Annotated in this window: 11 protein-coding genes; 3 read left to right on the forward strand and 8 right to left on the reverse strand. The window is 62.3% G+C overall.

Annotation, left to right across the window (positions count from 1 at the left end; genetic code table 11):
• Positions 1-6: 6 nt before the first annotated feature.
• Complete coding sequence (locus tag ACQY47_RS01840) at positions 7-7,788, reverse strand: amino acid adenylation domain-containing protein (RefSeq protein ID WP_428555068.1); 7,782 nt, start codon at positions 7,786-7,788, stop codon at positions 7-9.
• 3 nt (positions 7,789-7,791) lie between these two features.
• Positions 7,792-18,807 carry an amino acid adenylation domain-containing protein gene (locus ACQY47_RS01845; protein WP_428555071.1) on the reverse strand — a complete coding sequence of 3,672 codons (11,016 nt, stop codon included), beginning with the start codon at positions 18,805-18,807 and terminating at the stop codon, positions 7,792-7,794.
• 209 nt (positions 18,808-19,016) lie between these two features.
• Here ACQY47_RS01845 and ACQY47_RS01850 point away from each other — a divergent pair, with 209 nt between their 5' ends.
• The gene (locus ACQY47_RS01850) at positions 19,017-19,280 is read left to right on the forward strand and encodes a type II toxin-antitoxin system HicA family toxin (protein ID WP_017139593.1); all 264 of its coding nucleotides are present in this window, start codon (positions 19,017-19,019) and stop codon (positions 19,278-19,280) included.
• On the forward strand, positions 19,265-19,630 hold the full coding sequence (locus tag ACQY47_RS01855) for a toxin-antitoxin system HicB family antitoxin (protein WP_017139594.1): 366 nt from the start codon (positions 19,265-19,267) through the stop codon (positions 19,628-19,630). The genes ACQY47_RS01850 and ACQY47_RS01855 overlap by 16 nt, the downstream gene beginning before the upstream one ends.
• Here the strand turns inward: ACQY47_RS01855 and ACQY47_RS01860 are convergent.
• Positions 19,597-20,802, reverse strand: a complete 1,206-nt coding sequence (locus ACQY47_RS01860; RefSeq protein WP_428555076.1) for an MFS transporter — start codon at positions 20,800-20,802, stop codon at positions 19,597-19,599. The two genes, ACQY47_RS01855 and ACQY47_RS01860, sit on opposite strands and share 34 nt — an antisense overlap.
• Positions 20,803-20,943: 141 nt before the next feature.
• On the opposite strand from ACQY47_RS01860, the gene ACQY47_RS01865 reads away from it, so the two are divergent.
• Positions 20,944-21,537: a TetR/AcrR family transcriptional regulator gene (locus ACQY47_RS01865; protein ID WP_428555079.1), complete on the forward strand. Its 594-nt coding sequence runs from the start codon at positions 20,944-20,946 to the stop codon at positions 21,535-21,537.
• On the opposite strand, the gene ACQY47_RS01870 is transcribed toward ACQY47_RS01865, so the two are convergent.
• From ACQY47_RS01870 to ACQY47_RS01890, 5 genes are all read right to left on the reverse strand, one after another.
• Positions 21,521-22,876, reverse strand: a complete 1,356-nt coding sequence (locus tag ACQY47_RS01870; RefSeq protein WP_017139597.1) for an MATE family efflux transporter — start codon at positions 22,874-22,876, stop codon at positions 21,521-21,523. The two genes, ACQY47_RS01865 and ACQY47_RS01870, sit on opposite strands and share 17 nt — an antisense overlap.
• 25 nt (positions 22,877-22,901) lie before the next feature.
• Entirely contained in the window at positions 22,902-23,474 is a 573-nt protein-coding gene (locus ACQY47_RS01875) for a DUF2239 family protein (RefSeq protein ID WP_428555082.1), read from the reverse strand.
• Between the two features lie 66 nt (positions 23,475-23,540).
• The gene (locus tag ACQY47_RS01880) at positions 23,541-24,497 is read right to left on the reverse strand and encodes an AAA family ATPase (RefSeq protein WP_428555085.1); all 957 of its coding nucleotides are present in this window, start codon (positions 24,495-24,497) and stop codon (positions 23,541-23,543) included.
• A gap of 155 nt (positions 24,498-24,652) precedes the next feature.
• Entirely contained in the window at positions 24,653-25,696 is a 1,044-nt protein-coding gene (locus ACQY47_RS01885; RefSeq protein WP_428555088.1) for an aliphatic amidase, read from the reverse strand.
• A gap of 251 nt (positions 25,697-25,947) precedes the next feature.
• Positions 25,948-26,295, reverse strand: a complete 348-nt coding sequence (locus ACQY47_RS01890) for an FmdB family zinc ribbon protein (protein WP_428555091.1) — start codon at positions 26,293-26,295, stop codon at positions 25,948-25,950.
• Positions 26,296-26,297 lie beyond the last annotated feature (2 nt).

Here is a 26,297-nt window from a genome sequence, read left to right on the forward strand (position 1 = left end):
CGCCCCTCAGGAAATCAATTTATCCAAATCTTCTGCTGATAGACGTTTGAGGGCCTCCAAGGATTTAGCCAATGCGTCCTGCACCGGTGAATTATTTGTTTGCCGGGTGGCGACATAGGCACTGAAATCCGCCAGGGTCGGGGTGGTGAAGATCGATTTGACGTCGAATTCGGCGTGCAACTGCTCGCGCAGGCGCACCACCACTTGGGTGGCCAACAGGGAATGCCCGCCCAACTCGAAGAAGTTGTCGTTCAGGCCCACCCGTTGCACGTCGAGCACTTCGGCCCAGATCGCGGCGATCTGTTGTTCCAGGTCGCTGCGCGGCGCCGCGTATTCGCGCGCCTGCAGGTTGGCGTCCACCTTCGGCAGCGCCTTGCGGTCGAGCTTGCCGTTGGGGCTCAGGGGCATCTGCTCCAGCAGCATCCATAGCGCGGGCACCATGTAGTCGGGCAGGTGTTGGGCCAAGTGCGCGCTCACTACGTCGCGCCAGTCGTCGGCGGCGTTTTGCAGCACCAGGTAGCCCACCAGGTATTTGCCGTCGACGGCCAGCACCGCGGCTTCACGCACCCATTCGTGCTCCAGCAGGCGCGCTTCGATTTCGCCCAACTCAATACGCAGGCCACGCAACTTGACTTGATGGTCGATACGCCCGGCGTACTCAATCACACCGTCGTCGCGATAGCGCGCCAGGTCGCCGGTGCGGTACAGGCGCTCGCCGTTGACAAAGGGGTTGGCAATAAAGCGCTCGGCGGTCAATGCCGGGCGGCGATGGTAGCCTCGGGCCAGGCCGACACCGCCCAGGTACAGCTCGCCCAACACGCCCACCGGCGCCGGCTCAAAGTTGCCGTCGAGGATGTAGCAGCCCAGGTTGGCAATCGGGCGACCAATCGGCACCGCATCGCGACCTTCATTGATGCAGGTCCAGTGGGTCACGTCGATGGCGGCCTCGGTCGGACCGTAAAGGTTATACAACCCGGCTTGCGGTAGTTTGGCGAAGACCTGCTGTTGCGCATCCACCGGCAACGCCTCGCCGCTGCACACAATGCGGTGCAAGGTGTGGCAGGTCGCGACGGTCGGGTCTTGCAGGAATGCCTGCAACATCGAGGGTACAAAGTGCAGCGTGGTGACCTGTTCGGCATTGATCAGGCTGACCAGCCTGGCCGGATCACGGTGATCGCCGGGCGCAGCAACGACCAGGCGTGCGCCGGTCATCAGTGGCCAGAAGAACTCCCACACCGACACATCAAAGCTGAACGGGGTCTTTTGCAGCACGCTGTCGCTGACATCCAGGCCGTAGGCTTCCTGCATCCATTGCAGGCGGTTGGTCAGGGCCGCATGACGATTGCCGGCGCCTTTGGGCTGGCCGGTGGAACCGGAGGTGTAGATCACGTAGGCGAGGTTTTCGCCGTCCAGAGCAATATCCGGATTCGCGTCGCTGTAGCTGTCGACACCCGACTCACCCAGCACCAGAGTTTCCAATCCTTGCGGGATCGGCAACTGTTCCAGCAAATGCGCTTGAGTCAGCAGCAGCTTCACGCCGCTGTCTGCAAGCATGTAGGCCAGCCGCTCACGCGGATATTCCGGGTCTAGCGGCACATAGGCGCCACCGGCCTTTAGCACTGCCAGCAGGCCGATCACCATCTCGATGGAACGCTCCACCGCCAGCCCCACCAGTGTGTCCGGCCCCACGCCCGCCTCGATCAGACGATGGGCCAGGCGATTGGCGCGGCGGTTCAGCTCAGCGTAATTCAAGCGTTGCTCGCCAAACACCAGTGCCGGTGCCTCTGGCGTGAGCGCAACCTGCGCTTCAATCAGTTGATGCACCGTTTGCTGCAACGGGTAATCGCGGGATGTGGCGTTCCAGTCCTGAATCACCTGTTGGCGCTCAGTGGCGTCGAGCATCGCCAGCTCACCCAGGCGTTGCTGCCCGCCCTCAAGCATCGCTTGCAGCAGGTTGACCAGATGCCGGCCGTAGCCTTGCACCCGGTCTTCATGGAAATGCGCGCGGGCAAAGCTGAACTGCACCGACAGCGTTTCGCCCAGATCCACCAGCACCGTCAGCGGGAAGTTGGTTTGCTCATGGGCGTGGGGCTCGCCAAACCGAATGCCACTGCCGCCGCTTTGCGCCAGGGCTTTGGACACCGGGTAGTTTTCAAACACCAGGATATTGTCGAACAAGGCTTCACCGCCCTGCCCGGCCCAGCGCTGAATGTCATACAGGCCAGTGTGTTCATGCTCACGCAAGGCCAGGTTTTGCGCCTGCACGGCTTGCAACCAGTCGGCCACTGACACCTGCCCCTCGACCGCGCAGATCACCGGCAAGGTATTGATGAACAGACCGATCTGCTGCTCAACGCCCGCAAGCTCCGCCGGGCGACCGGCCACGGTAGCACCGAAGGCCACTACCGCCTGGCCGCTGTGACGCTGCAACAGAATCAGCCACGCCGCCTGGATCAAAGTATTGAGCGTGACTTTGTGGCTTCGGGCGAACGACTCAAGTTGAGTCGTGAGTGTGCGATCAAGCGCCAGTTGATACTCGCCATGCCCTTGCACCGCCATCGGTTGGCTGCTGCCCAGCCGTGTCGGGGTTTGCAATGCACTTAATTGCTCACGCCAGAATGCTTCGGTCGCAGCGGCATCACGCTGTTGCAGCCAACCGATGTAATCGCGATAGCGCCCGGCCGCTTCCGGCACTGCCACACCGGCATAGCGTTGCAGCACTTCGCCGAACAGCCGCGAATTGCTCCAGCCGTCCATCAGGATGTGGTGGTGGGTGTAAATCAATTCGTAGCACTGCTCATCGGTGCGCACCAGTACCAGCCGCACCAGTGGCGCCTTGGCCAGGTCAAAACCCTGGCGGCGCTGGGCCTGTTGCAGGTTGTGCAGTTCCAGTTCGCGCTCCGGCATGGCGCGCCAGTCCAGAACCTGAATCGGCAGCCGCGCTTCGCGGTATACCACCTGGCATGGCCATTCCAGCTGGCCTTCCCAGAAGAACCCGCTGCGCAGCACATCATGGGCCTGCACCGTGGCATCCCAGGCGTGCTGGAAGCGCGCCACATCCAGGCCTTGCGCCGTCACGCGAATCTGGTTGATGTAGTCGCCCGCCGTCTGCTCATAGAGGGTGTGAAAGAGCATGCCTTGCTGCATGGGCGACAAGGTGTAGATGTCTTCTACGGCATCGAACGCCAGCGGCAACGACTCCAGCTGCGATTGGTTCAAGCGCGATAACGGGAAATCCGAGGCGGTCACACCGACATTGCCGGGCGTGCAGCAATGTTCTATCAGCGCGTTGAGTTCGCGGGTGTAGGCCGCGCTCAGCGTTTCGATCACCGCGGGGTCGAACATCAGCGGGCTGAACGTCCAGCCCAGTTGCAGTTCGCCGCCATAGACTTGGCCGTTGAGCGTCAGCCAGTTACCCAGCGGCGCATCCGGGCTTTGTTCGGCACCGGCACTTTCTGCGGCGGGCGCGAACAGGGTGTCCGGTTGGTCGAAACTGCCGTCAACCTGGCCCAGGTAGTTGAAGGTGATGCGCGGCGCTGGCAAAGCACTGAACGCCTCACGTGTGGCGTCATCGCCCAGGTAACGCAAAGCGCCAAAACCCAAGCCTTTATGCGGCACGCTGCGCAATTGCTCCTTGATCTGTTTGATCGAAACCGCCAGCGACACGTCGGGGGTCAGGCGCACCGGAAACAGGCTGGTGAACCAGCCCAGGGTGCGCGTCAGGTCAATGTCGTCAAACAGGTCTTCACGGCCATGGCCCTCCAGCTGGATCAGGCTCGAGGCGTGGCCCGTCCACTGGCAGATCACCCGCGCCAAGGCCGTGAGCAGCAGGTCGTTGATCTGAGTGCGGTAGGCCGTCGGCGCCTGTTGCAGCAATTGCCGGGTGCGTTCGGCATCCAGTTGGCTGACCACAGTCTCGGCCAGTCGCCCGGGACGCGCGCCTTGCGGGTCACGGCACGGCAAGTCGGTGGCCGCACCTTGCAGCTGTTGCAGCCAAAAGGCTTGCTCGGACGCCATCGCAGCGCTACGGGCGTGGGCTTGCAAGCGCTCGGCCCAGGCTTTGAATGAAGAGGTCTTGGCCGGCAATTTTTGGTCGCGATACAGCGCTTGCAGGTCTTCAAGGAACACCCGCCAGGACACGCCGTCCACCACCAAGTGGTGCATTACCAGCAACAGGCGCTGGGAACCGTCTGCCAGCTCGACCAGTACCGCACGCAGCAATGGCCCCTGTTGCAGGTCGAGGCTGCGCTGGGCTTTTTCGCAGAGCGCGGTCAACTCGCTGGCATCTGCCACCTTGGCTTGCCACAGTACCTGTGTGCCAGCCGCAGCATGCTCGGCTTGCCAACCCTCAAGGTGCTGGCTGAAGCGCAAACGCAGCACATCGTGGTGGGCAATCAGGTCTTGCAACGCGGTTTCCAGACGATCGCCCTGAAGCGCTTGGCGTGGCGTCAGCAAGAAGGACTGGTTCCAGTGATGCGGGTCCGGCAGCTGCATCTCGAAGAACAACTGCTGGAACGGCAGCAACGGCGTCTCACCCTGCACCGAACCTTGGTCGATCACCCGCGCGGTTTGCAACTGCGCCACCCGCGCGAGGCTGCGCACGGTTTGATGCTGGAACAACGCCTTGGCGGTGAAATGAATACCGGCGGCACGTGCGCGGCTGACCACCTGAATCGAGATGATCGAGTCACCGCCGCGCTCAAAGAAATTGTCGTTCAAACCCACCTGTTCAATGCCCAGCACATCGGCCCAGATCGCAGCGATCTGCTGCTCCAGCGCGCTTTGCGGGGCTTCATATTGCTGCGTCGCCTCGGGCGCTGGCAGCGCCTTGCGGTCAAGCTTGCCGTTGGGGCTCAGGGGCATCTGCTCCAGCAGCATCCATTGTGCGGGCACCATGTAATCCGGCAGTGTTTCGGCCAGATGAGCGCCGAGCACATCGCGCCAATCATCCGCTGCGTTTTGCAGCACCAGGTAGCCCACCAGGTATTGACTGTCCGGTGCCAACACGGCCGCTTCGCGGACGTAATCGTGTTCCAGCAAACGCGCTTCGATTTCGCCCAATTCGATACGCAGGCCACGCAACTTGACCTGATGATCGGCCCGCCCGGCATATTCAATCACGCCGTCGGCGCGATACCGCGCCAGGTCGCCGCTGCGGTACAGACGCTCACCGCTGACAAAGGGATGGGCGATAAAACGCTCGGCGGTCAATGCAGGACGGCGGTGATAACCACGGGCCAGGCCGACACCGCCCAGGTAAAGCTCGCCCAGCACGCCAATCGGTACCGGTTCGAAATGGCTGTCGAGGATGTAGCAGCCCAGATTGGCAATCGGGCGACCAATCGGCACGGCGTCACGCCCTTCATCGACACAGGTCCAGTGGGTCACGTCGATGGCGGCTTCGGTCGGACCGTACAGGTTATACAGCCCGGCGTGCGGCAGTTTGGCCATGACTTGCTGTTGCGCATCCACCGGCAGCGCCTCGCCGCTGCACACGATGCGCTGCACGCTGTGGCAGGTCGAAACCGCCGGGTCTTGCAGGAACGCCTGCAACATCGAGGGTACAAAGTGCAGCGTGGTGATCTGTTCGGCAGTGATCAGGCTGACCAACCGGGCCGGATCACGGTGATCGCCCGGTGCTGCAACGACCAGGCGCGCGCCGGTTATCAGTGGCCAGAAGAACTCCCACACCGACACGTCGAAGCTGAACGGGGTCTTTTGCAGCACGCTGTCGCTGGCGCCCAGGCCATAGGCCTCCTGCATCCATTGCAGGCGATTGAGCAGCGCTGAATGGCGGTTGCCGGCGCCTTTGGGTTGGCCGGTGGAACCGGAGGTGTAGATCACGTAGGCGAGGTTTTCGCCGTCCAGCGCGATATCCGGGTTTGCGTCGCTGTAGCTGTCGAAGCCGGACTCACTCAGCACCAGGGTTTCCAATCCTTGTGGGATCGGCAACTGTTCGAGCAAATGCGCCTGAGTCAGCAGCAGCTTCACGCCGCTGTCTTCAAGCATGTAGGCCAGCCGCTCACGCGGGTATTCCGGGTCCAGCGGCACATACGCGCCACCGGCCTTGAGCACCGCCAATAGCCCCACCACCATCTCGATGGAGCGCTCCACCGCCAGCCCCACCAGCGCATCCGGGCCAACGCCGGCCTCGATCAAACGATGGGCCAGGCGATTGGCGCGGCGGTTCAGTTCGGCGTAACTCAGCGAAACGTCACCAAAACGCAATGCCGGTGCATCCTGTTGCGCCAGCACCTGCGCTTCAATCAACTGATGCACCCACTGGCCTTGCGGGTAGGCGTGCTCGGTGGCATTCCACTGGTAGAGGAGTTGTTGGCGCTCCGTGGTATCCAGCATGGCCAGGTCCTGCAAGGCCAATGCAGGGTTGGCCACGGCGGCGCGTAACAGGTTCAGCCAATGGCCCAGCATGCGAGAGGCCGTCGCCGCGCTGAACAAGTCGGTGGCATAGGTCAGGGAGGCCCAGAGGCCGTCGCCGCTCTCCTGGGTATCCAGGCTCAGGTCAAACTGGGCGCTTTGGGTTTCCAGTTCGAGGCTGGCCACACGCAGGCCCGGCAGTTGCTGCTCTGCGGATGGGGTCTTGGCCTGGTGATTGAACATCACCTGAAACAGCGGGTTATGGCTAAGGCTGCGTTCGGGTTGCAGTGCTTCGACCAGTTGCTCGAAGGGCAAATCCTGATGGGCCTGGGCTTGCAGCGCGCGGCGCTTGGTGTGTTGCAGCAGTTGGGCGAAGGTCATCTGGCCGTCGAGATCGGCCTTGAGCACCTGCGTGTTGACGAAAAAGCCGATCAGCGATTCGGTCTCGACGCGGTTGCGGTTGGCGATCGGCACGCCGACGCGAATGTCCGACTGCCCGCTGTAGCGATACAGAAATACCTGAAACGACGCCAACAGCAGCATGAATAGCGTCACCCCTTCGCGCTGGGCCAGGGCCTTGAGACCGGCGACCAGGGAGGGTTCCAGGGCAATGTCCTGGCGTGCGCCAAGGAAACTCTGCTGTGCTGGGCGCGGGTGATCGAGCGGCAGTTCCAGCACCGGCTGCGTGCCACTGAGCAGCTCACGCCAGTAATCCAGTTGACGGGCCTTCTCCCCCGCCTCCATCCAGCGGCGTTGCCACAACGCGTAGTCGGCATACTGGATCGGCAGCGGTGCCAACGTGCACTCCTGGCCCTGGCTGTAGGCGGCATAAAGCTGCATCAGCTCTTGCACCATCACGCCCATCGACCAGCCGTCAGAAACGATATGGTGCTGCACCAGCACCAATACATGCTCTTCTTCGCTCAGGCCGAGCAAGCTGACCCGCAATAATGGACCTTGCTGCAAATCGAAAGGCCGGGCGATTTCAGCTTCGACGTACGCCTTGAGCCGGGCCTCATCGATCGAGCTTTCGTCAATCTCGATCACAGCCTGGGCCAACACTTGCTGGGCACGCTGCTCGCCCTCCAGGTGCAAACGGGTGCGCAGGCTTTCATGGCGTGTCACCAGCGTGTCGAAGCTGCGCTGCAGCGCGGCCTTGTCCAGGCGCCCGCTCAGGCGCAAGGCGCCGGGGACGTGATAGGCCGCGCTGTCCGGGTCCAGTTGCCAGAGAAACCACTGGCGCTCCTGGGCATAAGACAGCGGCGCGTGTTGGCCGTCCTCGCGAATCGAGGCGATCGGCAGTTGCGCGAAACTCATGCCGCGGCTTTGCAGGCGTTGGTAGAACTGTTGACGCTGTTCCAGAGGCAGGCGAAGAAAGCGCGAAACCAGATCGATATTAGGGTTGGAAAGCATGGTTCAAATCGCCTCTAGTTCGCTCAAAAAGTCACGAAGGTCATCAAAATCTTCCGCGCTGCCGGCGCGGAAGGTGGCAGCGGCCTGGACATAGGCACGCAACGTTTCGGTCTGGAACACTTCCACCAGCGGCACTTCCAGCCCCAGTTCGGCCTGCACCCGCGAAGTGATCTGGATTGCCAGCAAGGAGTGGCCGCCCACTTCGAAGAAGTTGTCGTCCAGGCCCACGCGAGGCAAGTGCAGAATCTCGGCCCAGATCGCGGCGATCTGCTGCTCAAGCTCGGTTTGCGGGGCGACGTAGTGCTGCTGCATCAGGCTCGCATCCGGCTCGGGCAGGCCCTTGCGGTCGAGTTTGCCGTTGGGGGTCAATGGCATTTGGTCCAGGAACATGAAGTGCGTCGGCACCATGTAATCCGGTAGCCGGGTTTTCAGGGCCCGGCGCAGGCTGTCGCGGAACGCGGTGTAGTCGAGCTGCACGGTGGCAGGCACTACATAGGCGACCAATTGCTTACCGGCCAGGCCTTCCTGGGCCACGACGACGGTTTCGCCAACACTGTCCTGCTCGCGCAGGCGTGCTTCGATCTCGCCCAACTCAATACGGAAACCACGAATTTTCACCTGATGGTCGACGCGCCCGAGGTAATCCACCACGCCGTCCGCACGGCCACGGGTCAGGTCGCCGCTGCGGTAAACGCGGCTGCCGGGCTTGCCGAACGGGTCCGGCACAAAGCGTTCGGCGGTAAGCGCCGGGCGCTCCAGATAACCACGCGCCACGCCTTCGCCGCCGAGGTACAGCTCACCAGCCACGCCGATGGGTTGCAGGTTGAGTTGTGAGTCCAGCACGTAGCCGCTGCGGTTGCCCAACAGTGTGCCGATCGGCGCATAGACCGCGCCGCACGGATCGCCGCGACGGGCTTTCCACAGTAATGGCGTGACCACGGTTTCGGTCGGGCCGTAGCCGTTGAACAGGTAAGTCGGTTTCAGTGCGCGCCACGCCAGGTCGTAGCTGGCCTGCGCCACCGCATCGCCGCCGAAGCAATACACGCGCACGTTGGGCGGGTTGCCATCGCGTTCGGCATGCTCGGCCAACTGTTGCAGGTACACCGGCGGGAACACCGCCATGGTCACGTTGTGGCGGTGCATTTGTTCGTAGGTGTATTCCGGCAGCCACAGGCTGTCATCGCGGATCAGCACGCTGGCGCCGTTGATCAGCGGGTGCATCCAGCCTTCGTGGGAGCCATCGAAGGCAAAGGACATGAAATGCAATTCGCAGTCGGCGGGGCCGGTTTCGTAGCGTTCGCCCGTGGCGATGATGTGCGCCACCAACGGGCCGTGGGAAACGGCCACGCCCTTGGGCATGCCGGTGGAGCCGGAGGTATAGATCACGTAGGCGAGGTTGTCGCCATCCAGATCGACCTGCGGCGCGGTATCGCTATAACCGGCCCAGTCTTCGGTGCGGTCAATGGCCAGGGTGTCCAGACCCTCGGCAAGCGGCAATTGCGCCAAGGCACTGCTGTGGCTCAGCAGCAATTTCGCGCGGCTGTCTTGCATCATGTACAGCAAACGATCACGCGGGTATTCGATGTCCAGCGGCACATACACGCCACCGGCTTTCATCACCGCGAGGAACGCCACCATGATTTCCGCGCTGCGCGGCATGGCAATCGCCACACGCACTTCCGGGCCGACGCCACGGGCGATCAGTGCATGGGCCAGGCGGTTGGCCTGGCGGTCCAGCTCGCCATAAGTCAGGGTTTGCGTATCGAATTTGACCGCCACCGCATCCGGGTTTTCCCGCGCGCGATCAGCAAACAGCTCATGCACCAGACGCTCGGCCGAGAAGCCGGCGTCGGCCTGGTTCCACAGTTGCAGGATATGCTGTTGCTCATCCTGGCTGAGCAGGTTCAACTGGCTGATGGGCTGCTGCTGGTCGGCAACCATCGCCTGCAACAGGTTGTGCCAGTGACGGGCCATGCGTTCAATGGTCGACGCTTCGAACAGGTCGGTCGCATAGCTCAGGGACGCACTCAACTGGTCACGGGACTCCTCGATATCCAGGGTAAGGTCGAAATGCGCGGCCGATTCATCCCAGCTCACCGGGCTCATGTCCAACTGCGCCAGGCGCTGTAAATGCTCGCTGGCCTGGCTGATGTGGTGGTTGAACGCCACCTGGAACAACGGGCTCAAGCTCAGGCTGCGCTCAGGTTGCAGGGCCTCGACCAGTTGCTCGAACGGCAGGTCCTGATGGGCCTGGGCTTCCAGGGCGCGCTGTTTGACCTGCTGCAACAACAGGGCAACGGTGGTTTGCGCGTCGATCTCGGCCTTGAGCACCTGGGTGTTGACGAAGAAGCCGATCAGCCGTTCGGTTTCAACGCGGTTGCGGTTGGCGATCGGCACGCCGACACGGATGTCCCGCTGGCCGCTGTAGCGATGCAACAGCGCGTGGTAGGAGGCCAGCAACAGCATGAACAGCGTCACACCTTGGCGCTGGGCCAACGACTTGAGGCCATCGAGCAACGGGGTCGGCAGCGCAATATACAGACGCGCGCCGCCATGGGACGGTACCGCAGGGCGCTGGTGATCAAAAGGCAACTCCAGCACCGGTTGCTCGCCGCCGAGCAGTTCACGCCAGTAGTCGAGCTGGCGCGCCTTTTCACCGGCTTCCATCCAATCGCGCTGCCATTTTGCGTAGTCGGCGTACTGGATCGGCATCGCCGGCAATTGCAGGGCCTGGTCTTGGCTGTAGGCCGTATACAACTGCACCAGTTCGTCGACCATCACTTGCATCGACCAGCCGTCGGAGATGATGTGATGTTGCACCAGGACCAGCACATGCTCGTCTTGCGCCAGGTGCAAGAGGCTCACACGCATCAGCGGCCCCTGGCGCAGATCGAACGGTTGCGCCACCAGCGCTTGCACCCTGGATTTGAGCTGCGCTTGGTCGGTGAGCGCGAATGCGAGTTCGATCCGCGCCTGTGGGCTGACCACTTGCACCGTGCGGTCGGTTTCTTGCTGAAAATGCGTGCGCAGGCTGTCGTGGCGCGCCACCAGGGTATCGAAGGCACGTTGCAGGGCGCAGCGGTCGAGCGGACCTTTCAAGCGCAGCGCACTCGGCACGTGATAGGCCGAACTGTGTGGGTCCAGTTGCCAGAGGAACCACTGCCGTTCCTGGGCATAGGACAGCAACAATGGCTGATCGCGATCCGCCGCCACCATCGCCGGCGCCGACGCGCTGTCCGCGGCCAGAGTGTTGACCCCAGCCAGAGTGTTAACAAAGTCGCCCAGCACGGGCTGCTCAAACAGCGTGCGCAGTGCAACTTCGAGCCCCAGGCCATGACGCAAGCGGGACACCACCTGAGTTGCGAGCAACGAATGCCCGCCCATCTCGAAGAAGTGATCGTTAAGCCCTACCCGTTCGGCGCCCAGCACCTGGGCCCAGATGGCCGCGACGCGTTGCTCGGTCTCGGTGACCGGTGCAACCCAATCGACCAGGGCTTGGCTGATATCCGGCTTGGGCAGCGCGGCACGGTCGAGCTTGCCGTTGGGGCTCAGCGGCAGGCGCTCCAGCACCAGCAGATGCGCCGGCACCATGTAGTCCGGCAGCTCTTGGCGCAACGCGGCCTTGAGCTGCGTGCGCAACTGGGCCTGCTCGGTGTCGGACAATGACTGGCTGGCCACGATATAGCCGACCAACTGGTTGTCCGCCGCGATCACCAGCGCCTCGCGCACACTGGCCTGGGCCAGCAGGCGCGCTTCGATTTCACCCAACTCGATACGGAAACCTCGCACCTTGACCTGATGGTCGATTCGCCCCACGTACTCGATCATCCCATCGGCGCGATAGCGCGCCAGGTCGCCGGTGCGGTACAAACGGCCGACGCCGTCAGCACAGAAAGGATCGGGAATGAAGCGGTGGGCCGTCAGGTCCGCACGCTTGAAATAACCCCGCGCCAGCAGCGGCCCGCCGATCACCAACTCGCCGGCGACACCTACCGGCACCGGGTTGAGGTTGGCATCCAGCAGGTAAATGGCACGGCCATCCAGCACGCGGCCAATCGGCATCATCGACGGCAAGGCCTCACGGCCCTCGACATACGCGGCGCAGTCCAGGGCAGTGGCGGTCACCGTGGCTTCGGTAGGCCCGTAGGTATTGAGCAACCGCACATGCTGCAAGCCCGCTGCGCGCCAGGCATTCAGCCCTTCAGGCGGCATGGCTTCGCCGCCAATGTGCAGTTGGCGCAAACGCCCGTAATCACGTGGGCCGAGGTCTGCAAAGTCGCGCACCAGAGACAGCCAATAGGCCGTGGTCAGGTCGACCACGGAAATATCGTGTTCAATCAGTTGCTGGTAGAAGGTGTCGCTGTCCCACAGTTCGCCACCGCGTACCACCACCGCCGCACCGCAGCACAGCGCCGGGTAGAGCTGCTCGACAAAACCGTCGAAGTTGAAGGTGCCAAATTGCAGCACGCGGTCATGGGCCTGCAGCGCAAACAGTTCGGTGAACACCTCCACATGCCGGGCCAGGGACGCCAGGTCGATGCCCACGCCTTTTGGCCTGCCGGTCGAGCCGGAAGTGAACATCACGTAGGCCAGGTTGGCCGGCTGCGCCCTCGACACGGGGTTTTCAGCGCTGTAATCGGCCAACCAGTCTGCGCCGGACTCCAGGCACACAAGCGTCAGGTTTGCGCTGATCGGCAGATGCGCCACCAACGGCTGCTGAGTCAGCAGTAATTGCAGACCGCTGTCCTCGATCATGCATTGCAGGCGTTCGGCCGGGTATTTCGGGTCCAGCGGCACATAAGCGCCACCGGACTTGAGCACCGCCAGCAAGCCAACGATCATTTCCAGGGAACGGTCCACCGCCACGCCCACCAGGGTGTCGGCGCTGACGCCCAACGCGATCAGACGATGGGCCAGGCGATTGGCGCGCAGGTTGAGGTCGGCGTAGGTCATACGCTGCTGGTCCAGGATCAGCGCGATGTTTTGCGGGTGCAGCGCGGCTTGTTGTTCGAAGCGCTGCAATACGCTTGCCTTGGCCGGTTGAGCAACACTGCGCGGGTTCCAGTCTTGCAGTACGCGGGTGTATTCAGGCTCCAACAGCAAGGGGATGGCGCCCACGGCTTGCTCCGGCGCCTGGATAAATTGCTGCAGCAAGCCCTGCAAGTAGTTGCCAATGTGCTGCACGGTGTCGGTGGCAAACTGCGCACGCAGGTATTCCAGGTGCAGGCTCAGGCGCTCGCCGCCGTGCACGGTCAGTGTCAACGGGTAGTTGGTGCGCTCCTGATGACTGACGCCACTGAAACGCAAACCGCCCTCGCCCGACTGTTCCAGCGTCTTGGCCACCGGGAAGTTTTCGAACACCACCAGCGTGTCGAATAATGCCTCACCGGCCGAACCGGCCCAGCGCTGGATATCAAACAGCGGCGTGTATTCATGCTCGCGCATTTCCAGGTTCAGTGCCTGTACGCATCGCACCCAATCGCTGACGCTTTGCGCGGGGCTGGCGGCGGCAATCAGCGGCAAGGTGTTGATGAACAGGCCGACTTGCTGCTCGACATCCGCCAACTGCGCCGGGCGCCCGGAAACCGTCACCCCACAGGCGACGCTGGACTGGCCGGTGTAGCGTTGCAGCAGCAACAGCCACGCCGATTGCACCAGGGTGTTGAGGGTCACTTGGTGTGCACGGGCGAAGGCCGTCAGGCGCTGAGTCTGGATAGCATCCCACTCACACAGGACTTCACCGTATTCACCCGCACTCTGCGCTGCGCTCTTGGCCACACTGCGCGCCAGGTGCGTCGGCTCGTCCAACTGCGCCAGGCGCTGGCGCCAAAAGGCCTCGCCCAACGCCGGATCCTGCTGCTGCAACCAGGCGATGTGCTGGGAAAACCCCGCGCCCACCGGCGCCAATGCCTGGCCCTTGCAGGCCTGCAGCACTTCATTGAGCACCAGTGCGTTACTCCAGCCATCCATCAGGATGTGATGGCTGGTGTAGATCAAGTGCCAGCAGTCTTCAGCCGTACGTACCAACGCCACTCGCAGCAACGGCGGACGCGCCAGCTCGAAGCCCTCGCGGTGGTGCTCGACGGCCAGGCTACCCAGGGCGGCGGGAAGGTCCTGACGGCCACGCCAGTCGAGATCGGTGAACGGCAAGCTGGCCTGGCGATGCACCACTTGCAGGGCCTGGCCCTGGTCGTCCTGCCAGACAAACCCGGTGCGCAACATGTCATGCCGTGCCAGCACTTGCGCCCAGGCGCGCTGGAAGACTGCCACGTCCAGGCCGTGCACATCGGCGCGCAGCTGGCTGACGTAAATATCATCCTCGCCCTGTTGGTAGAGGCTGTGAAACAGCATGCCCTGTTGCATCGGCGACAGCGGGTACAGGTCCTGCACGTCCCTTGCCGGTAGTGCCAACTCGTCGAGCTGGGGTTGGGTCAATTGCGCCAGGGTCACGTCGGCCGGTGTCAGGCCGCCCTGTTTAGGGTCGACGCAATGCGCGATCAGTGCCAGCAGTTCCTGCTGGTAATCATCCGCCAGCTGCTGGACAGTCGCGACCTCGAACATTTCACGGCTGAACCCCCACTGCAGGGCCAATTCACCGCCGTACACCTGCCCCTCCACCGTCAGCCAGTTAGCCAGCGGCGCCTCCGGGTCTTGAGCCTGCCCACTGCCCTGGGTGGCGGGAACGAACAGCGCCGACTCGTTGAACTGGCGGTCGAACTGCCCCAGGTAGTTGAACGTGATGCGTGGCGCGGACAGGTTCGAGAGAGCTTGACGGGCGTCAGGCGTGCCGAGGTAGCGCAGCAGGCCGTAGCCAATGCCTTTGTGCGGCACGGCGCGCAGTTGTTCCTTCACCGATTTGATCGCCGCCGACAGCTCGCCATCAGCTTGCAGGCGCACCGGGAACAGGCTGGTGAACCAGCCGACGGTACGGCTCAGGTCGAGCGTATCGAACAGGTCTTCACGGCCATGGCCTTCCAGCTGGATCAGCGCGGCAGGCTGCCCGCTCCAGCGGCTGACCACGCGCGCCAGCGCGGTTAGCAGCAAGTCATTGACCTGGGTGCGGTAGGCCGCCGGGGCGTCTTGCAGCAGTTGACGGGTGTGTTCGGCGCTCAAGCGGATTTCCAGCTTGCTGCCCAGGCGATTCTGCAAGCCGCCCTGGGGGTTGTCGCAGGGCAGATCGGCGCTCGCGGTCTGGGCCTGCCAATACGGCAGTTGGTTATCCAGCGTCAGCGCATGGGCCTGCAACTGCTGCGCCCAGTCCTGGTAGGCACTGGTCTTGGTCGGCAACGCGGCGTTGCGGTAAGCCTGCTGCAGGTCTTCGAGCAGGATGCGCCACGACACGCCATCGACCACCAGGTGATGCACCACCAGCAGCAGGCGCTGGGCGCCGTCTGCCATCGAGACCAGTACCGCGCGCAGCAGCGGACCCTGTTCAAGGTCGAGGCTGCGGTGTGCCTCGTCGCAGAGTGCGGCCAGCTCCGCCTCGTCAGCGACCTGGGCCTGCCACACTGAAGCACTTGCAACCGGCTCGGCGTGGGCCTGCTGCCAACCGTCTGCCTGGCGCACAAAACGCAGGCGCAGGGCGTCATGGTGGTTAATCAATCGGGTCAAGGCCGCGTCAATGCGCGCGGGCTCCAGGGCTTCACGCGGGGCCAACAGCAGCGACTGGTTCCAATGCTGGCGCGCTGGGATCACCTGCTCGAAAAAGCTGTGTTGCACGGGCGTGAGGATCACCTCGCCGCTGACTGGCCCCTGATCGATAACCGCCGCCTGTTCAAAGCTCGCCACCAGCGCCAGGCTGCGCACGCTCTGGTACTGGAACAGGTCACGCGGGCTGAGGCGAATCCCCGCCTGACGGGCGCGGCTGACCACTTGGATGGAGATAATCGAGTCGCCACCCAGCTCGAAGAAGTTATCGTCCAGACCGACTTGCGCGGCGCCAAGCACATCACTCCAGATTGCCGCCAGGGCTTTTTGCAGTGCGTTTTCAGGCGCGACAAAGGCTTGCTGCGGCGCGGCATCCGGTAACGGCAGCGCCTTGCGGTCGAGCTTGCCGTTGGCAGTGACCGGCAGTTTGGCCAGGGTGACGAAGTGCGTGGGCACCATGTATTCCGGCAGGCTGCTGAGCAACCAAGCCTTGAGGTCGGTAGGTGCTTCACCTTCGTTAACCAGGTAGGCAACCAGCTGTTTGCCGCCCTGCACCAGTACCACGGCTTCGCGCACCTGCGGGTGTTGCATCAGCCGGGTTTCGATTTCGCCCAGCTCGATACGCAAACCGCGCAGCTTGACCTGATGGTCGAGACGACCGAGGTATTCGATCACGCCATCGGCACGCTGGCGCACGCGGTCGCCAGTACGATAGAGGCGCTCGCCGCGAATAAACGGGCTGGGCACAAAGCGTTCGGCGGTCAAGCCGGGGCGACGGTGATAGCTGCGCGCCAGGCCGACACCGCCCAGGTACAACTCGCCAGAGACACCGGCGGGCACCGGGTTGAGCTGGGCGTCGAGCACATAGGTGGCCAGGTTGGCGATCGGGCGGCCGATGGGCACGCTGTCGGCGCCTTCGTCGATGCAGGTCCAGTGGGTAACGTCGATGGCGGCTTCGGTGGGGCCGTAGAGGTTGAACAAAGCCGCCGCTGGCAGCTTGGCGAACACCTGCAACTGCGCATCCAACGGCAAGGCTTCGCCGCTGCACACAATGCGCTTGAGGCTCGTGCAAGCCTGCACGCCGGACTCATGGATAAACGCCTGGAGCATCGACGGCACGAAGTGCAAGGTGGTGATGGCGTGGCGGCCGATGGTCTCGATCAGCCGCGCCGGCTCGCGATGTTCGCCAGGCGCAGCGACCACCAACCGAGCGCCGGTCATCAATGGCCAGAAAAACTCCCACACCGACACGTCGAAGCTGAACGGGGTTTTCTGCAAGACCGCATCGCTGGCGTCCAGGCCGTAAGCCTGCTGCATCCAGCACAAGCGGTTGACCAGCGCCCGATGGCTGTTACCGGCGCCCTTGGGTTTGCCGGTGGAACCGGAGGTGTAGATCACATAAGCCAGGTTGAGCGCCTGGATGGCCACGGCCGGTGATTCGCGGCTATAGCCGTCAAGCCAACCCGGCGCCTGGTCCAGAACGATCACTTGCACGCCATTAATCGGCAACGAAGCCTGCAGGCTCTGCTGGCTGAGCAACAGCTTGATGCCGCTGTCTTCGATCATGTAGGCGAGGCGTTCCTGGGGGTATTCCGGGTCCAACGGCACGTAGGCGCCGCCGGCCTTGAGGATCGCCAGCAAACCCACCACCATTTCCACCGAGCGCTCCACACAGATTCCCACCAGCACGTCGGGGCCAACGCCCTGCTCGCGCAGGGCATGGGCCAACTGGTTGGCGCGGGCGTCGAGCTGGGCATAGCTCAACGTGGTCGCACCAAACACCAGCGCCGGAGCATCCGGGGTGCGCTGTACCTGCTCTTCAATGAGCCGATGCACTCCTTGCGCGGTCGGGTACGCCTGGGCCGTCTGGTTCCATGCCTGGACCAGCACCTGCTGCTCATCGGCGGCCAGCATCGGCAACTCACCGATGCGGTGTTCGTCGCCGGAAACCATGGCCTGCAGCAGGCTGACCCAGTGCTCGGCCATACGCGTAATAGAAGGCGCGTCAAACAGGTCGTTGGCGTAGGTCAACGCAGCCTGCAAGGTGCCGGACTTTTCATAGGTATCCAGGGTCAGGTCGAACTGGGTGGTACGGCCTTGCCACTCCACCAGCGCCAGTTCCAGGCCGGAGGCGGTGCTCACCGAGGCAATGTCCGCTACCACCGGCTGGTGGTTGTACATCACCTGAAACAGCGGCGTATGGCTCAGGCTGCGCTCGACCTTGAGGGCTTCCACCAGACGCTCGAACGGCAGCTCCTGATGGGCCTGGGCGCCGAGGGCGTGCTCCTTGATGCCCTGCAACAGTTCGGCGACACGGGTTTGCCCGGTTAACTCGGTACGCAGAACCTGAGTGTTGACGAAAAAACCGATCAGCCCTTCAACCTCACTGCGATTACGATTGGCGATCGGCACACCGACGCGGATATCGCCCTGCCCTGTGTAGCGATGCAACAACACGTTGAAAGCGCCCAGCAGCAACATGAACAGGGTGACGTTGTGTTTCTGCGCACAGCTACGCAGCTGTGCGGCGAGAGCTGAATCGATGGCGAAATTATGCCGGGTGCCCTGGTAGCTGGGCATGGCCGGCCGCGGGCGATCGGTGGGCAGCTCCAGCACCGGATGCTCATCACCCAGACGGGCCTGCCAATATTCAAGCTGGCGTGCCTGCTCCCCCGCTTCCAGCCAACGGCGCTGCCACAGGGCGTAGTCGCTGTACTGGATCGGCAGCGCCGGCAATTGCGGCGTCTCGTTGCGTTCGTGGGCGTCGTAGCAGCGAATGAACTCGTCGATCAGCACATTCATCGACCAGCCATCGGAGACGATGTGGTGCAGGGTCAGCAGCAGCACATGCTCTTGCGCATCGAGCTTGAGCAATTGCACGCGCAGCAGTGGGCCGTTTTCCAGATCGAACGGCAGCAGTGATTGACGGGTCGCCGCCTGGTTGACGGCCTGCTCGCGTTCGTCAAAGGCCAACGCACTGAAGTCCAGAGGCTCGACGGCAACTGATGGCTCGATGGCAACTTGCAGCAAACGATCGTCGGCCTGGCGCTGGAAGACCGTGCGCAGGGTGTCATGACGTGTCACCAGGCTTGCGAATGCCTGTTCCAGTGCGCGCAGGCTGAGGGCGCCCTTGAGCCGCACGGCGCCGGGCAGGTTGTATGCGCCACTGGCCGGGTCCAGTTGCCACAGAAACCACATGCGCTGCTGCGCGTAGGACAGCGCCTGGCGATCCTCCACGTCCACGCCCGCCGGAATCGGAAACCGGGAAAAATCCACGCCTTCTTTCTGCAGGGCTTGCAGGAAAACCTTGCGTTTCTCCAGGGGCAACCCGATAAACCGGCGAGCAAGTTTCAAGGAGTCTTCAGCATTCATTTCTTGGAGTCCGGAACAATAGGCAGGAAGCACAAAGGCACGTCGTCCCTATAAAACGAACCGGACAAGGAAAAATTAGCGGGGCGTAAGTGGCGTGAAGCGCGGTGTCATCAAGGGTTACATCAATCTCAGCCAAGGCTCGCAAACTCAGGCTAGCATTGACGAACACCACTTTTTGCAACTACATTTAGTTACACGCAGGGAACGCCGTGTCCAAAAATGAAAAGCTGCTCGCCAAACTGCTCAATGAGCACATGGCTTTTACCTGGCCTGAGCTGGTAACGCTGCTGCACCAGCTCGGCTACAGACAGATTGAAGGGGCTGGAAGCCGCGTAAAATTCGATATCGGCAACCCCAGTGCAATGATCACCTTGCACAGGCCTCACCCTGGCAACGAACTGAAACACTACATTCGGCGCCAGATCATCGAACAATTGAAATCAGGAGAACTGATTCAGTGGACAACCAACTGAAACACCAAGGCTACATCGGCTCTATCGAAGCCAGCCTCGAAGACAACTGCCTGTTCGGCAAGGTGCTGTTCATCAAGGCACTGGTGAGCTACGAAGGCAAAACCGTGGCCGAGCTGGACGCGGCGTTCCGTGAGGCCGTGGATGACTACCTCGTAACCTGCCAGGCGCTGGGGCAAACCCCAGAGAAACCTTGCAAGGGTTCATTCAACGTACGCGTCGGCCACGACCTGCATTTGGCGGCGGCCCTGGCAGCGACGCGCAAGAAAGTAACGCTCAATGACCTGACGCGGCAGGCGTTGAATGAGTTTTTGCAACATCACTGCGCAGAACCTTTACCGACGCTCGGCTGACCGCCCAAGCGCCGATACCCAAACACCGCCGAGCCCAACACCACCGCCCCAGCCGCCAATGCCACCCAGAACCCGCTGGCAGCACCGAAGTGGTCGATCATCCAACCGGAGCTGGCCGCGCCAATGGCCACGCCGATACTCAGGCCGGTGATCAGCCAGGTCATGCCTTCGGTCAGGCGGCTGGGCGGCACCACCTGCTCCACCAAGGCCATGGATACGATCAGCGTTGGGGCAAAGAACAGCCCGGAGATAAAGATCGCCGCCGCCAGACCGGGGATATTGGTCACCAGCAGTAGCGGTAATGTGGTCAACGCCGTGGCCACGCCGCAAAACAGAAATTGCCGAGGCAGCGGCGCCTTGAGCTTGAGCATGCCAAAGGCCAAACCCGCCAGGCACGAGCCGATGGCGTACACCGACAGCACGATACTGGCCGCCGCCGGTTGGCCCTGGTGTTGGGCGAAGGCCACGCTGACCACGTCCACCACACCCACGATCACGCCCATGGCGAGCAGCAGGATCATCAGGATCAATACCGACGGTGAGGCGATCAACCAGCGGCCGTGGTGGTCTTGTTGCGCATGCACCGGCGGTTCTGTCGCGCGCTGCAGCACAAACGTGGTGACGCCAACCGCCAACAGCACCGCTGCCACCAATGGACCCGCTTCCGGGAACAGCACCACGCACAGCCCCACCGAAATCGGCGGGCCAATAATAAAACACACCTCATCAAGCACTGATTCCAGGGCAAACGCGGTTTGCAGCCTGGGCTGGCCGCGGTACAGCTCGGTCCAGCGCGCCCGTACCATGGCCGACATGTTCGGCATGCAACCAGCCAGTGCGGCGAACACAAACAGCGTCCAGTTCGGCGCCTGCAAGCGTGTACACAACAACAGTAGCAACAACGCTCCGCCGCCGATCAGCGCCGCTATCGGCAGCACCCGGCCTTGGCTGTAGCGGTCCACCAGGCGCGATACCTGCGGCGCGCAGAATGCCGTCGCCAGGGCAAACACTGCCGCCACCGAGCCTGCCAGGCCATAGCCGCCATGCACTTGCGAGAGCATGGTGATCAGGCCGATGCCGGTCATCGAAATCGGCATGCGCGCAAGCATGCCCGCCAGTACAAACGCCCGGCTGCCTGGGGCCTGGAATAACTCGGCGTAGGGATTTGCCATCCTGCTTAACCTCTTCCTCAACCTTTGAAACTTGCGATTTGCAGGTTGCAAGGCAAAATACATACGGTGCGTATGTGACAAATCATGCGTAACATACGCAGCGTATGTCAATCACTCACTGAGCTAATGCGAGCCTTACCCATGAGCCGAGTCCGTACCGAAATGATCGACGCCACCCGTGCCCGGCTGATCGCCAGCGCTCGCCAAGCCTTCGCTACCCAAGGCTACGCCAACACTTCGATGGATGATTTTACCGCGCGCGCCGGCCTCACCCGCGGTGCGTTGTACCATCACTTCGGCGACAAGAAAGGTTTATTGGCGGCGGTGGTCGCCGAGATCGACGCGCAGATGGACGCGCGCCTGCAAGGCATCAGCGACCAGGCGCAGGAGCCCTGGAGCGGCTTTCGTGAGCGCTGCCGCGCCTATTTGCGCATGGCCCAGGATGGCGAGATCCAACGCATCGTGTTGCAGGATGCGCCTGCCGTACTCGGTGATACCGGTTCCCAGCAACAATGCGTGGAATCCCTGCGCCAGTTGCTGGAGGCGATGATGCAGGCCGGTGTCATCGCGCAAGCCCCCAGCGTCGCGCTGGCTCAGTTGATCAATGGCAGCCTGGTCAACACGGCCCTGTGGATCGCCCGTGACGAACACCCACACGTGCGCCTGCAAGAAGGTTTGCAGGGCCTGGAACTGTTACTGCAAGGCCTGAAGCAACCAGTCACACCAGCCGTTTGATCTGCTTGTGGCGCCACACCAAGCGGTAATAGGCGGTCTGCAACACCAGCATCGCCAGGTAGGTCACCGGAAACGCCATCCACACGCCTTCCAGGCCGAAGTGCGCGTTGAACAGATACGCCATTGGCAACTCGACACACAGCACACAGAAGATCGAAATCGCCACCGGCATCAACACCACGCCGCTGGCGCGCATGATCCCGCCGATCACCGCCTGGAACCCGAACACCAGGATGCTCCACAGCATGATATGCAGCAGGTGCTCGGCATTGAGCCGCGCCGCGTCGTCCGTGATGAACAAACCCAGCAACCAGTGGGACAACAAGTAACCCAACAGGATCAAGCCACCGGTGAGACACAGATTGATCACAAGCCCGGTGCGCAGGATCGGCCCGATACGCTCCAGACGCCCGGCACCAATCGCCTGGGCACCGAGGATCGAGGCCGTGATCGCAATCGACAGCGCCGGGAACTGCACATAGTTGACGATCTGCGTCACCGCGCCATAGGCCGCCGTAGCTTGTGAGCCGTGACCGTTGACCAGCGCCAGAATCACCAGCTCCGACAGCGACAACACCACCATCTGCAAGCCGGTTGGCAAGCCGATGCGCAGGACCTTGCCGAGGATCGCCCGGTCCAGGCGCAAGGCCGCGAGCAGTTCACGGTCCGGCGCCATCACATGGTTTTTATGCCGCAGGCGCAAAATCAGAAACAGCATGGCCGCCGCGTTGCCCACCAAGCCTGCATACACCGCACTCTGAATCCCCATGGGTGGCAGGCCGATCCAGCCGCGAATCAGCGCCGGGGTCAGCAGCAGGCCGACCAGGGTCGAGACCATCAACGCCAGCAACGGCGAAACCGTATCACTCACTCCCCGTAACAGCTGGGTGTAGAGGATAAACACCAGCAACAGCGGCATGATCAACATCATCATCTGGGCATAACCCACTGCGTCGTCGAGCACATCGATTGGCGTACCCAACGCCTGCAACGCCGGGCGCGCGAACAGGCTGCCCAGCACTGCCGCGATCAAGCCCACCAGCGCGCCAAGTGTCAGGGTGGCGCCGGTAATCACCTTGACCATCGCAGTTTCCTGGGCGCCCCAGGCTTGCCCTATCAACACTGAAGCGCCCGCCCCCAGGCCGATCACCAACGCAATAAAGAAAAACACGATGGGGAACATCCCCGACACCGCCGCCAGCGCCTGGGTGCCGAGCATCTGCCCGACATAGATGCCGTTGAGGGTGCCGGAAAAGCTTTGCAGGAAGTTGGACAGCACCATGGGTGCCAAAAACATCAGGTAGATCTGCCACAACGGCCGCTTTGGGGTGACGTCCATGCTGGTTTGAATCCTTGAATTATTGTTATGCGGTAAAGGCATTGCGTGATAGCCAGGCCAGGTACGTCTGCACGTCTACCGGCCAATGCGCGATCTTATGGGAAAAGTCAGCACCATCATGGGCAAACAGCGCCCGTGACGCGTCTTCAAACCCTGGCAGGTCACCGCCGAGGGCGCTCATGAAACGATAGCTGGCTTCTTTGGCCTGGCGCATTTGATCATGGGCTGCATGAACATTGCGCGCTTCATCCACCAACCGGCGTAACGCCGCCGACGCGCCGCCACGTTGTTGGCCCAGCCATTCCCAGTGGCGCGGCAGCAGAGTGACTTCCCGCGCAACCACGCCCAGCTTGGGACGGCCGACCGAAGGCACTGCAGGCTGCTCTTCATCGACTTGGGCCGGTGCCGCTTGGACAGGCGCATAATCCGCAGGCCACGGATAATCGACCTGGGTGCCGGTGGCATCGTCGAAGACCAGGAAACTGCCGGTGGGCAGGTCAAGGCCCGCCAGCGCTTCGGCCACCTGGGAATAAGCGCCGGCTGCCACGCGTTGGTGACGGACAAAGGCAGTGCACAGCGGTATGTTTTGCGTAGGCATGGCTTATTACCCGGATGTTATTTGTTTTACCCGGGTCATATTAGCGATAATTTTATAATTCGCAAGCTATTGCGGTGAGACCTCCAACTGCTCGCCGCGCAGGGTCACCCGCATCGCTTGCACTGAGGGTTCGCGCAGCAGGCATTCAGCAATCGCCGGTTCCAGCTCCACCCGCAGGCGTCGGCCCAGCGCCCGCGCACCAAAGCGCACATCGTGCCGACGACACAGCCACGCCCTCGCCTGCACATCCACATGCAATGACCGTTGTTGCGCTGCCAAGCGCTGGTTGAGCTTACCCAGTTCCACCTCCAGCAGCGCGTTAAGCCACTGACTGTCGATGGGTTCGAACATCAAGATGCGGTCAATGCGATTGAGAAACTCCGGCTCGAAGTGCGCGTGCAGCGCCTCTTCCAACACTGCTGCCTCGCCCCGCACCAAGGCGCGTATCCAGCGCCGCCAACCCTGGCCAAACCGCTGCCGATGCCGGCGCGCCTGTTGCGCGCCGACATTGCTGGTCATGAAGATCAAACTGTTGCGAAAGTCCAACGTGCGCGTGCCACCGGCCAGGGTCAGTTGGCCATTTTCGAGAATACCCAGCAAGCTGCGCACCACCTCCTGGCTGGCTTTCTCCAGTTCATCGAACAGCACAATGCCGGGACGACTGTAGGTGCCCTGGATCAATTCACTGTTGAACAGGCTGATGCCTTCTTTGCTGCCCACATACCCCGGTGGCGCGCCGGTAAGCGCGGCGGCGTAATGCTCCTGGGCCAGCGTGTGCATATCAATGCGGCAAAAACCGTCGGTGCGACCGTGCAGCGCCTGGGCCAACAGGCGCACAATTTCGGTTTTGCCGACGCCGGTCGGCCCCATGAACAGGTTGACGCTCAGTGGCCGATCGCGCTCACCGATATCGGCCTTGACCACTTTTAGCAGCCCTTCCACCTGGGCCAAGGCTGCGTCCTGGCCGACGATACGGCTGCGCAGCAAGGCCATGACCTGGGCCGGTTCAAAGGTAAACCGCATGCCTCACCCTATAATCAAAAGGACAGTGAATAACCTGTGGCGAGGGCGCTGGATCGGGCTGGCGCTCCAGTGCGCAGCGCTCCTTAGATTTTGGGGCCGCTGCGCAGCCCGGCGGGAGCAAGCTCCCTCGCCACAGAAGGTGTGTTTCGCCAGGTTTAGTCCGCGGTCTTTTGTTTGCCACCATGGGGCAACTGCCCCACCGGGCATTCGGCGACACCGACGGTACTGCGGGTAAATGCCTCGACATTCTCTTGGGCCTTTTGCGCGTCCAGCACCCAGGTGCGGTAGAACTCGAACGGGCAGTCCGCCACGCCTTTGTCGCCATCTCCCGAGGCATGCATGCCGGTGTAGCCGCGATGCAGCAACTTGAACAGATGGTTCTGCGACTGGTCATTGGCCCGCGCATCGCGGATCTGCGAAACCGACAATTGCGCATACTGGATGCCCATTTCTTCTTCGCCACACTCGCCCAATGTGCGCCCATCAAAACCGATGATCGCCGAATGGCCAAAGTACGAATACACCCCGTCAAAGCCCGCGGCATTCGCCACGGCCACATAGCAGTTATTGGCCCAGGCCATGCTCTTGGACATCTGCACCTGCTGCTCCTTGGCCGGGTACATATAGCCCTGGCAGCGCACGATCAATTCGGCGCCTTTCATCGCGCAATCGCGCCAGATCTCCGGGTAGTTGCCGTCATCGCAGATGATCAGGCTGATCTGCATGCCTTTCGGCCCGTCACACACATAGGTGCGGTCGCCGGGATACCAACCCTCGATGGGGCACCAGGGAATGCACTTGCGATAGCGCTGCACGATTTCACCGAGGTTGTTGATCAACACCAGTGTGTTGTACGGCGCCTTGTGTGGATGTTCTTCGTGCCGCTCACCCGTGAGAGAAAACACGCCCCAGGTGTTCGCCTGGCGGCAGGCGCTGGAAAAAATCGCGGTTTCCTCGCCGGGAATACTCGCGGCGGTCGCCATCATCTCGTCGTGGTCGTACATGATGCCCATGGTGCTGTATTCCGGGAACACCACCAGGTCCATGCCCGGCAGGCCCTGCTTCATGCCCACGATAATCTCGGCAATCTTTTTGGCATTCTCGATGACGTCGGCCTTGCTGTGCAGGCGCGGCATTTTGTAGTTGACCACCGCGACACCGACGGTGTCGGGGCTGCTGGAAATATCGCCATGACGCATAACAACACTCCTGATTAAGTTCATAGGTGTGCCGCCACGTTCCCTTGTGGCGAGCAGGCTTGCCCTGCGTTGGGCTGCGAAGCAGCCCCAGTAAAGGCGCCGGTTTTTTCCTGCAAGAACTCAGTGCTTGGTTTTGGGGCTGCTGCGCAGCCCAACGCAGGGCAAGCCTGCTCGCCACAACAACAACAACAACAACAACAACAACAACAACAACAACAACAATTCGCTCATTAACTATCTTGCATTGGGATCTAGTGGCTGATCATCCACGGCCGTGGCCCAGTTTTGGTCTTGAGGCCCAAGGGGTTGGTCTTGCTCGGCTCGACTTTTTTACTGGTACCACAGCAACTGCACCCCGCCGGATGCCTGCGACTTTCCTGATATTCACCGACGGTCTGCGGCGCATGGGCACTGCGTTCGTTGCCGGCGATGGCCTTGCGCTGGTTGGCTGACAGCGTTTGCAGCGCCGGGGCCGATACCATGAGCTGCCCTCCCGGGCCGTCGCAGAGCGGGCACTGGCTGGGCTCATTGCGCTGGGCGATCGGGCGTAGCAAAGTGAAGGTGCCACACGTCTGGCAGGCATATTCGTAGGTCGGCATGG

This window comes from Pseudomonas edaphica (assembly GCF_965277385.1).
GTDB classification, from domain to species: domain Bacteria; phylum Pseudomonadota; class Gammaproteobacteria; order Pseudomonadales; family Pseudomonadaceae; genus Aquipseudomonas; species Aquipseudomonas edaphica.

Bases quoted from the DNA above. Each gene is read 5' to 3' on its own strand.
- ACQY47_RS01840 (WP_428555068.1), bottom strand. From the start codon at position 7,788: ATGCTTTCCAACCCTAATATCGATCTGGTTTCGCGCTTTCTTCGCCTG.
- ACQY47_RS01845 (WP_428555071.1), bottom strand. From the start codon at position 18,807: ATGAATGCTGAAGACTCCTTGAAACTTGCTCGCCGGTTTATCGGGTTG.
- ACQY47_RS01860 (WP_428555076.1), bottom strand. From the start codon at position 20,802: ATGGCAAATCCCTACGCCGAGTTATTCCAGGCCCCAGGCAGCCGGGCG.
- ACQY47_RS01865 (WP_428555079.1), top strand. From the start codon at position 20,944: ATGAGCCGAGTCCGTACCGAAATGATCGACGCCACCCGTGCCCGGCTG.
- ACQY47_RS01870 (WP_017139597.1), bottom strand. From the start codon at position 22,876: ATGGACGTCACCCCAAAGCGGCCGTTGTGGCAGATCTACCTGATGTTT.
- ACQY47_RS01875 (WP_428555082.1), bottom strand. From the start codon at position 23,474: ATGCCTACGCAAAACATACCGCTGTGCACTGCCTTTGTCCGTCACCAA.
- ACQY47_RS01880 (WP_428555085.1), bottom strand. From the start codon at position 24,497: ATGCGGTTTACCTTTGAACCGGCCCAGGTCATGGCCTTGCTGCGCAGC.
- ACQY47_RS01885 (WP_428555088.1), bottom strand. From the start codon at position 25,696: ATGCGTCATGGCGATATTTCCAGCAGCCCCGACACCGTCGGTGTCGCG.
- ACQY47_RS01890 (WP_428555091.1), bottom strand. From the start codon at position 26,295: ATGCCGACCTACGAATATGCCTGCCAGACGTGTGGCACCTTCACTTTG.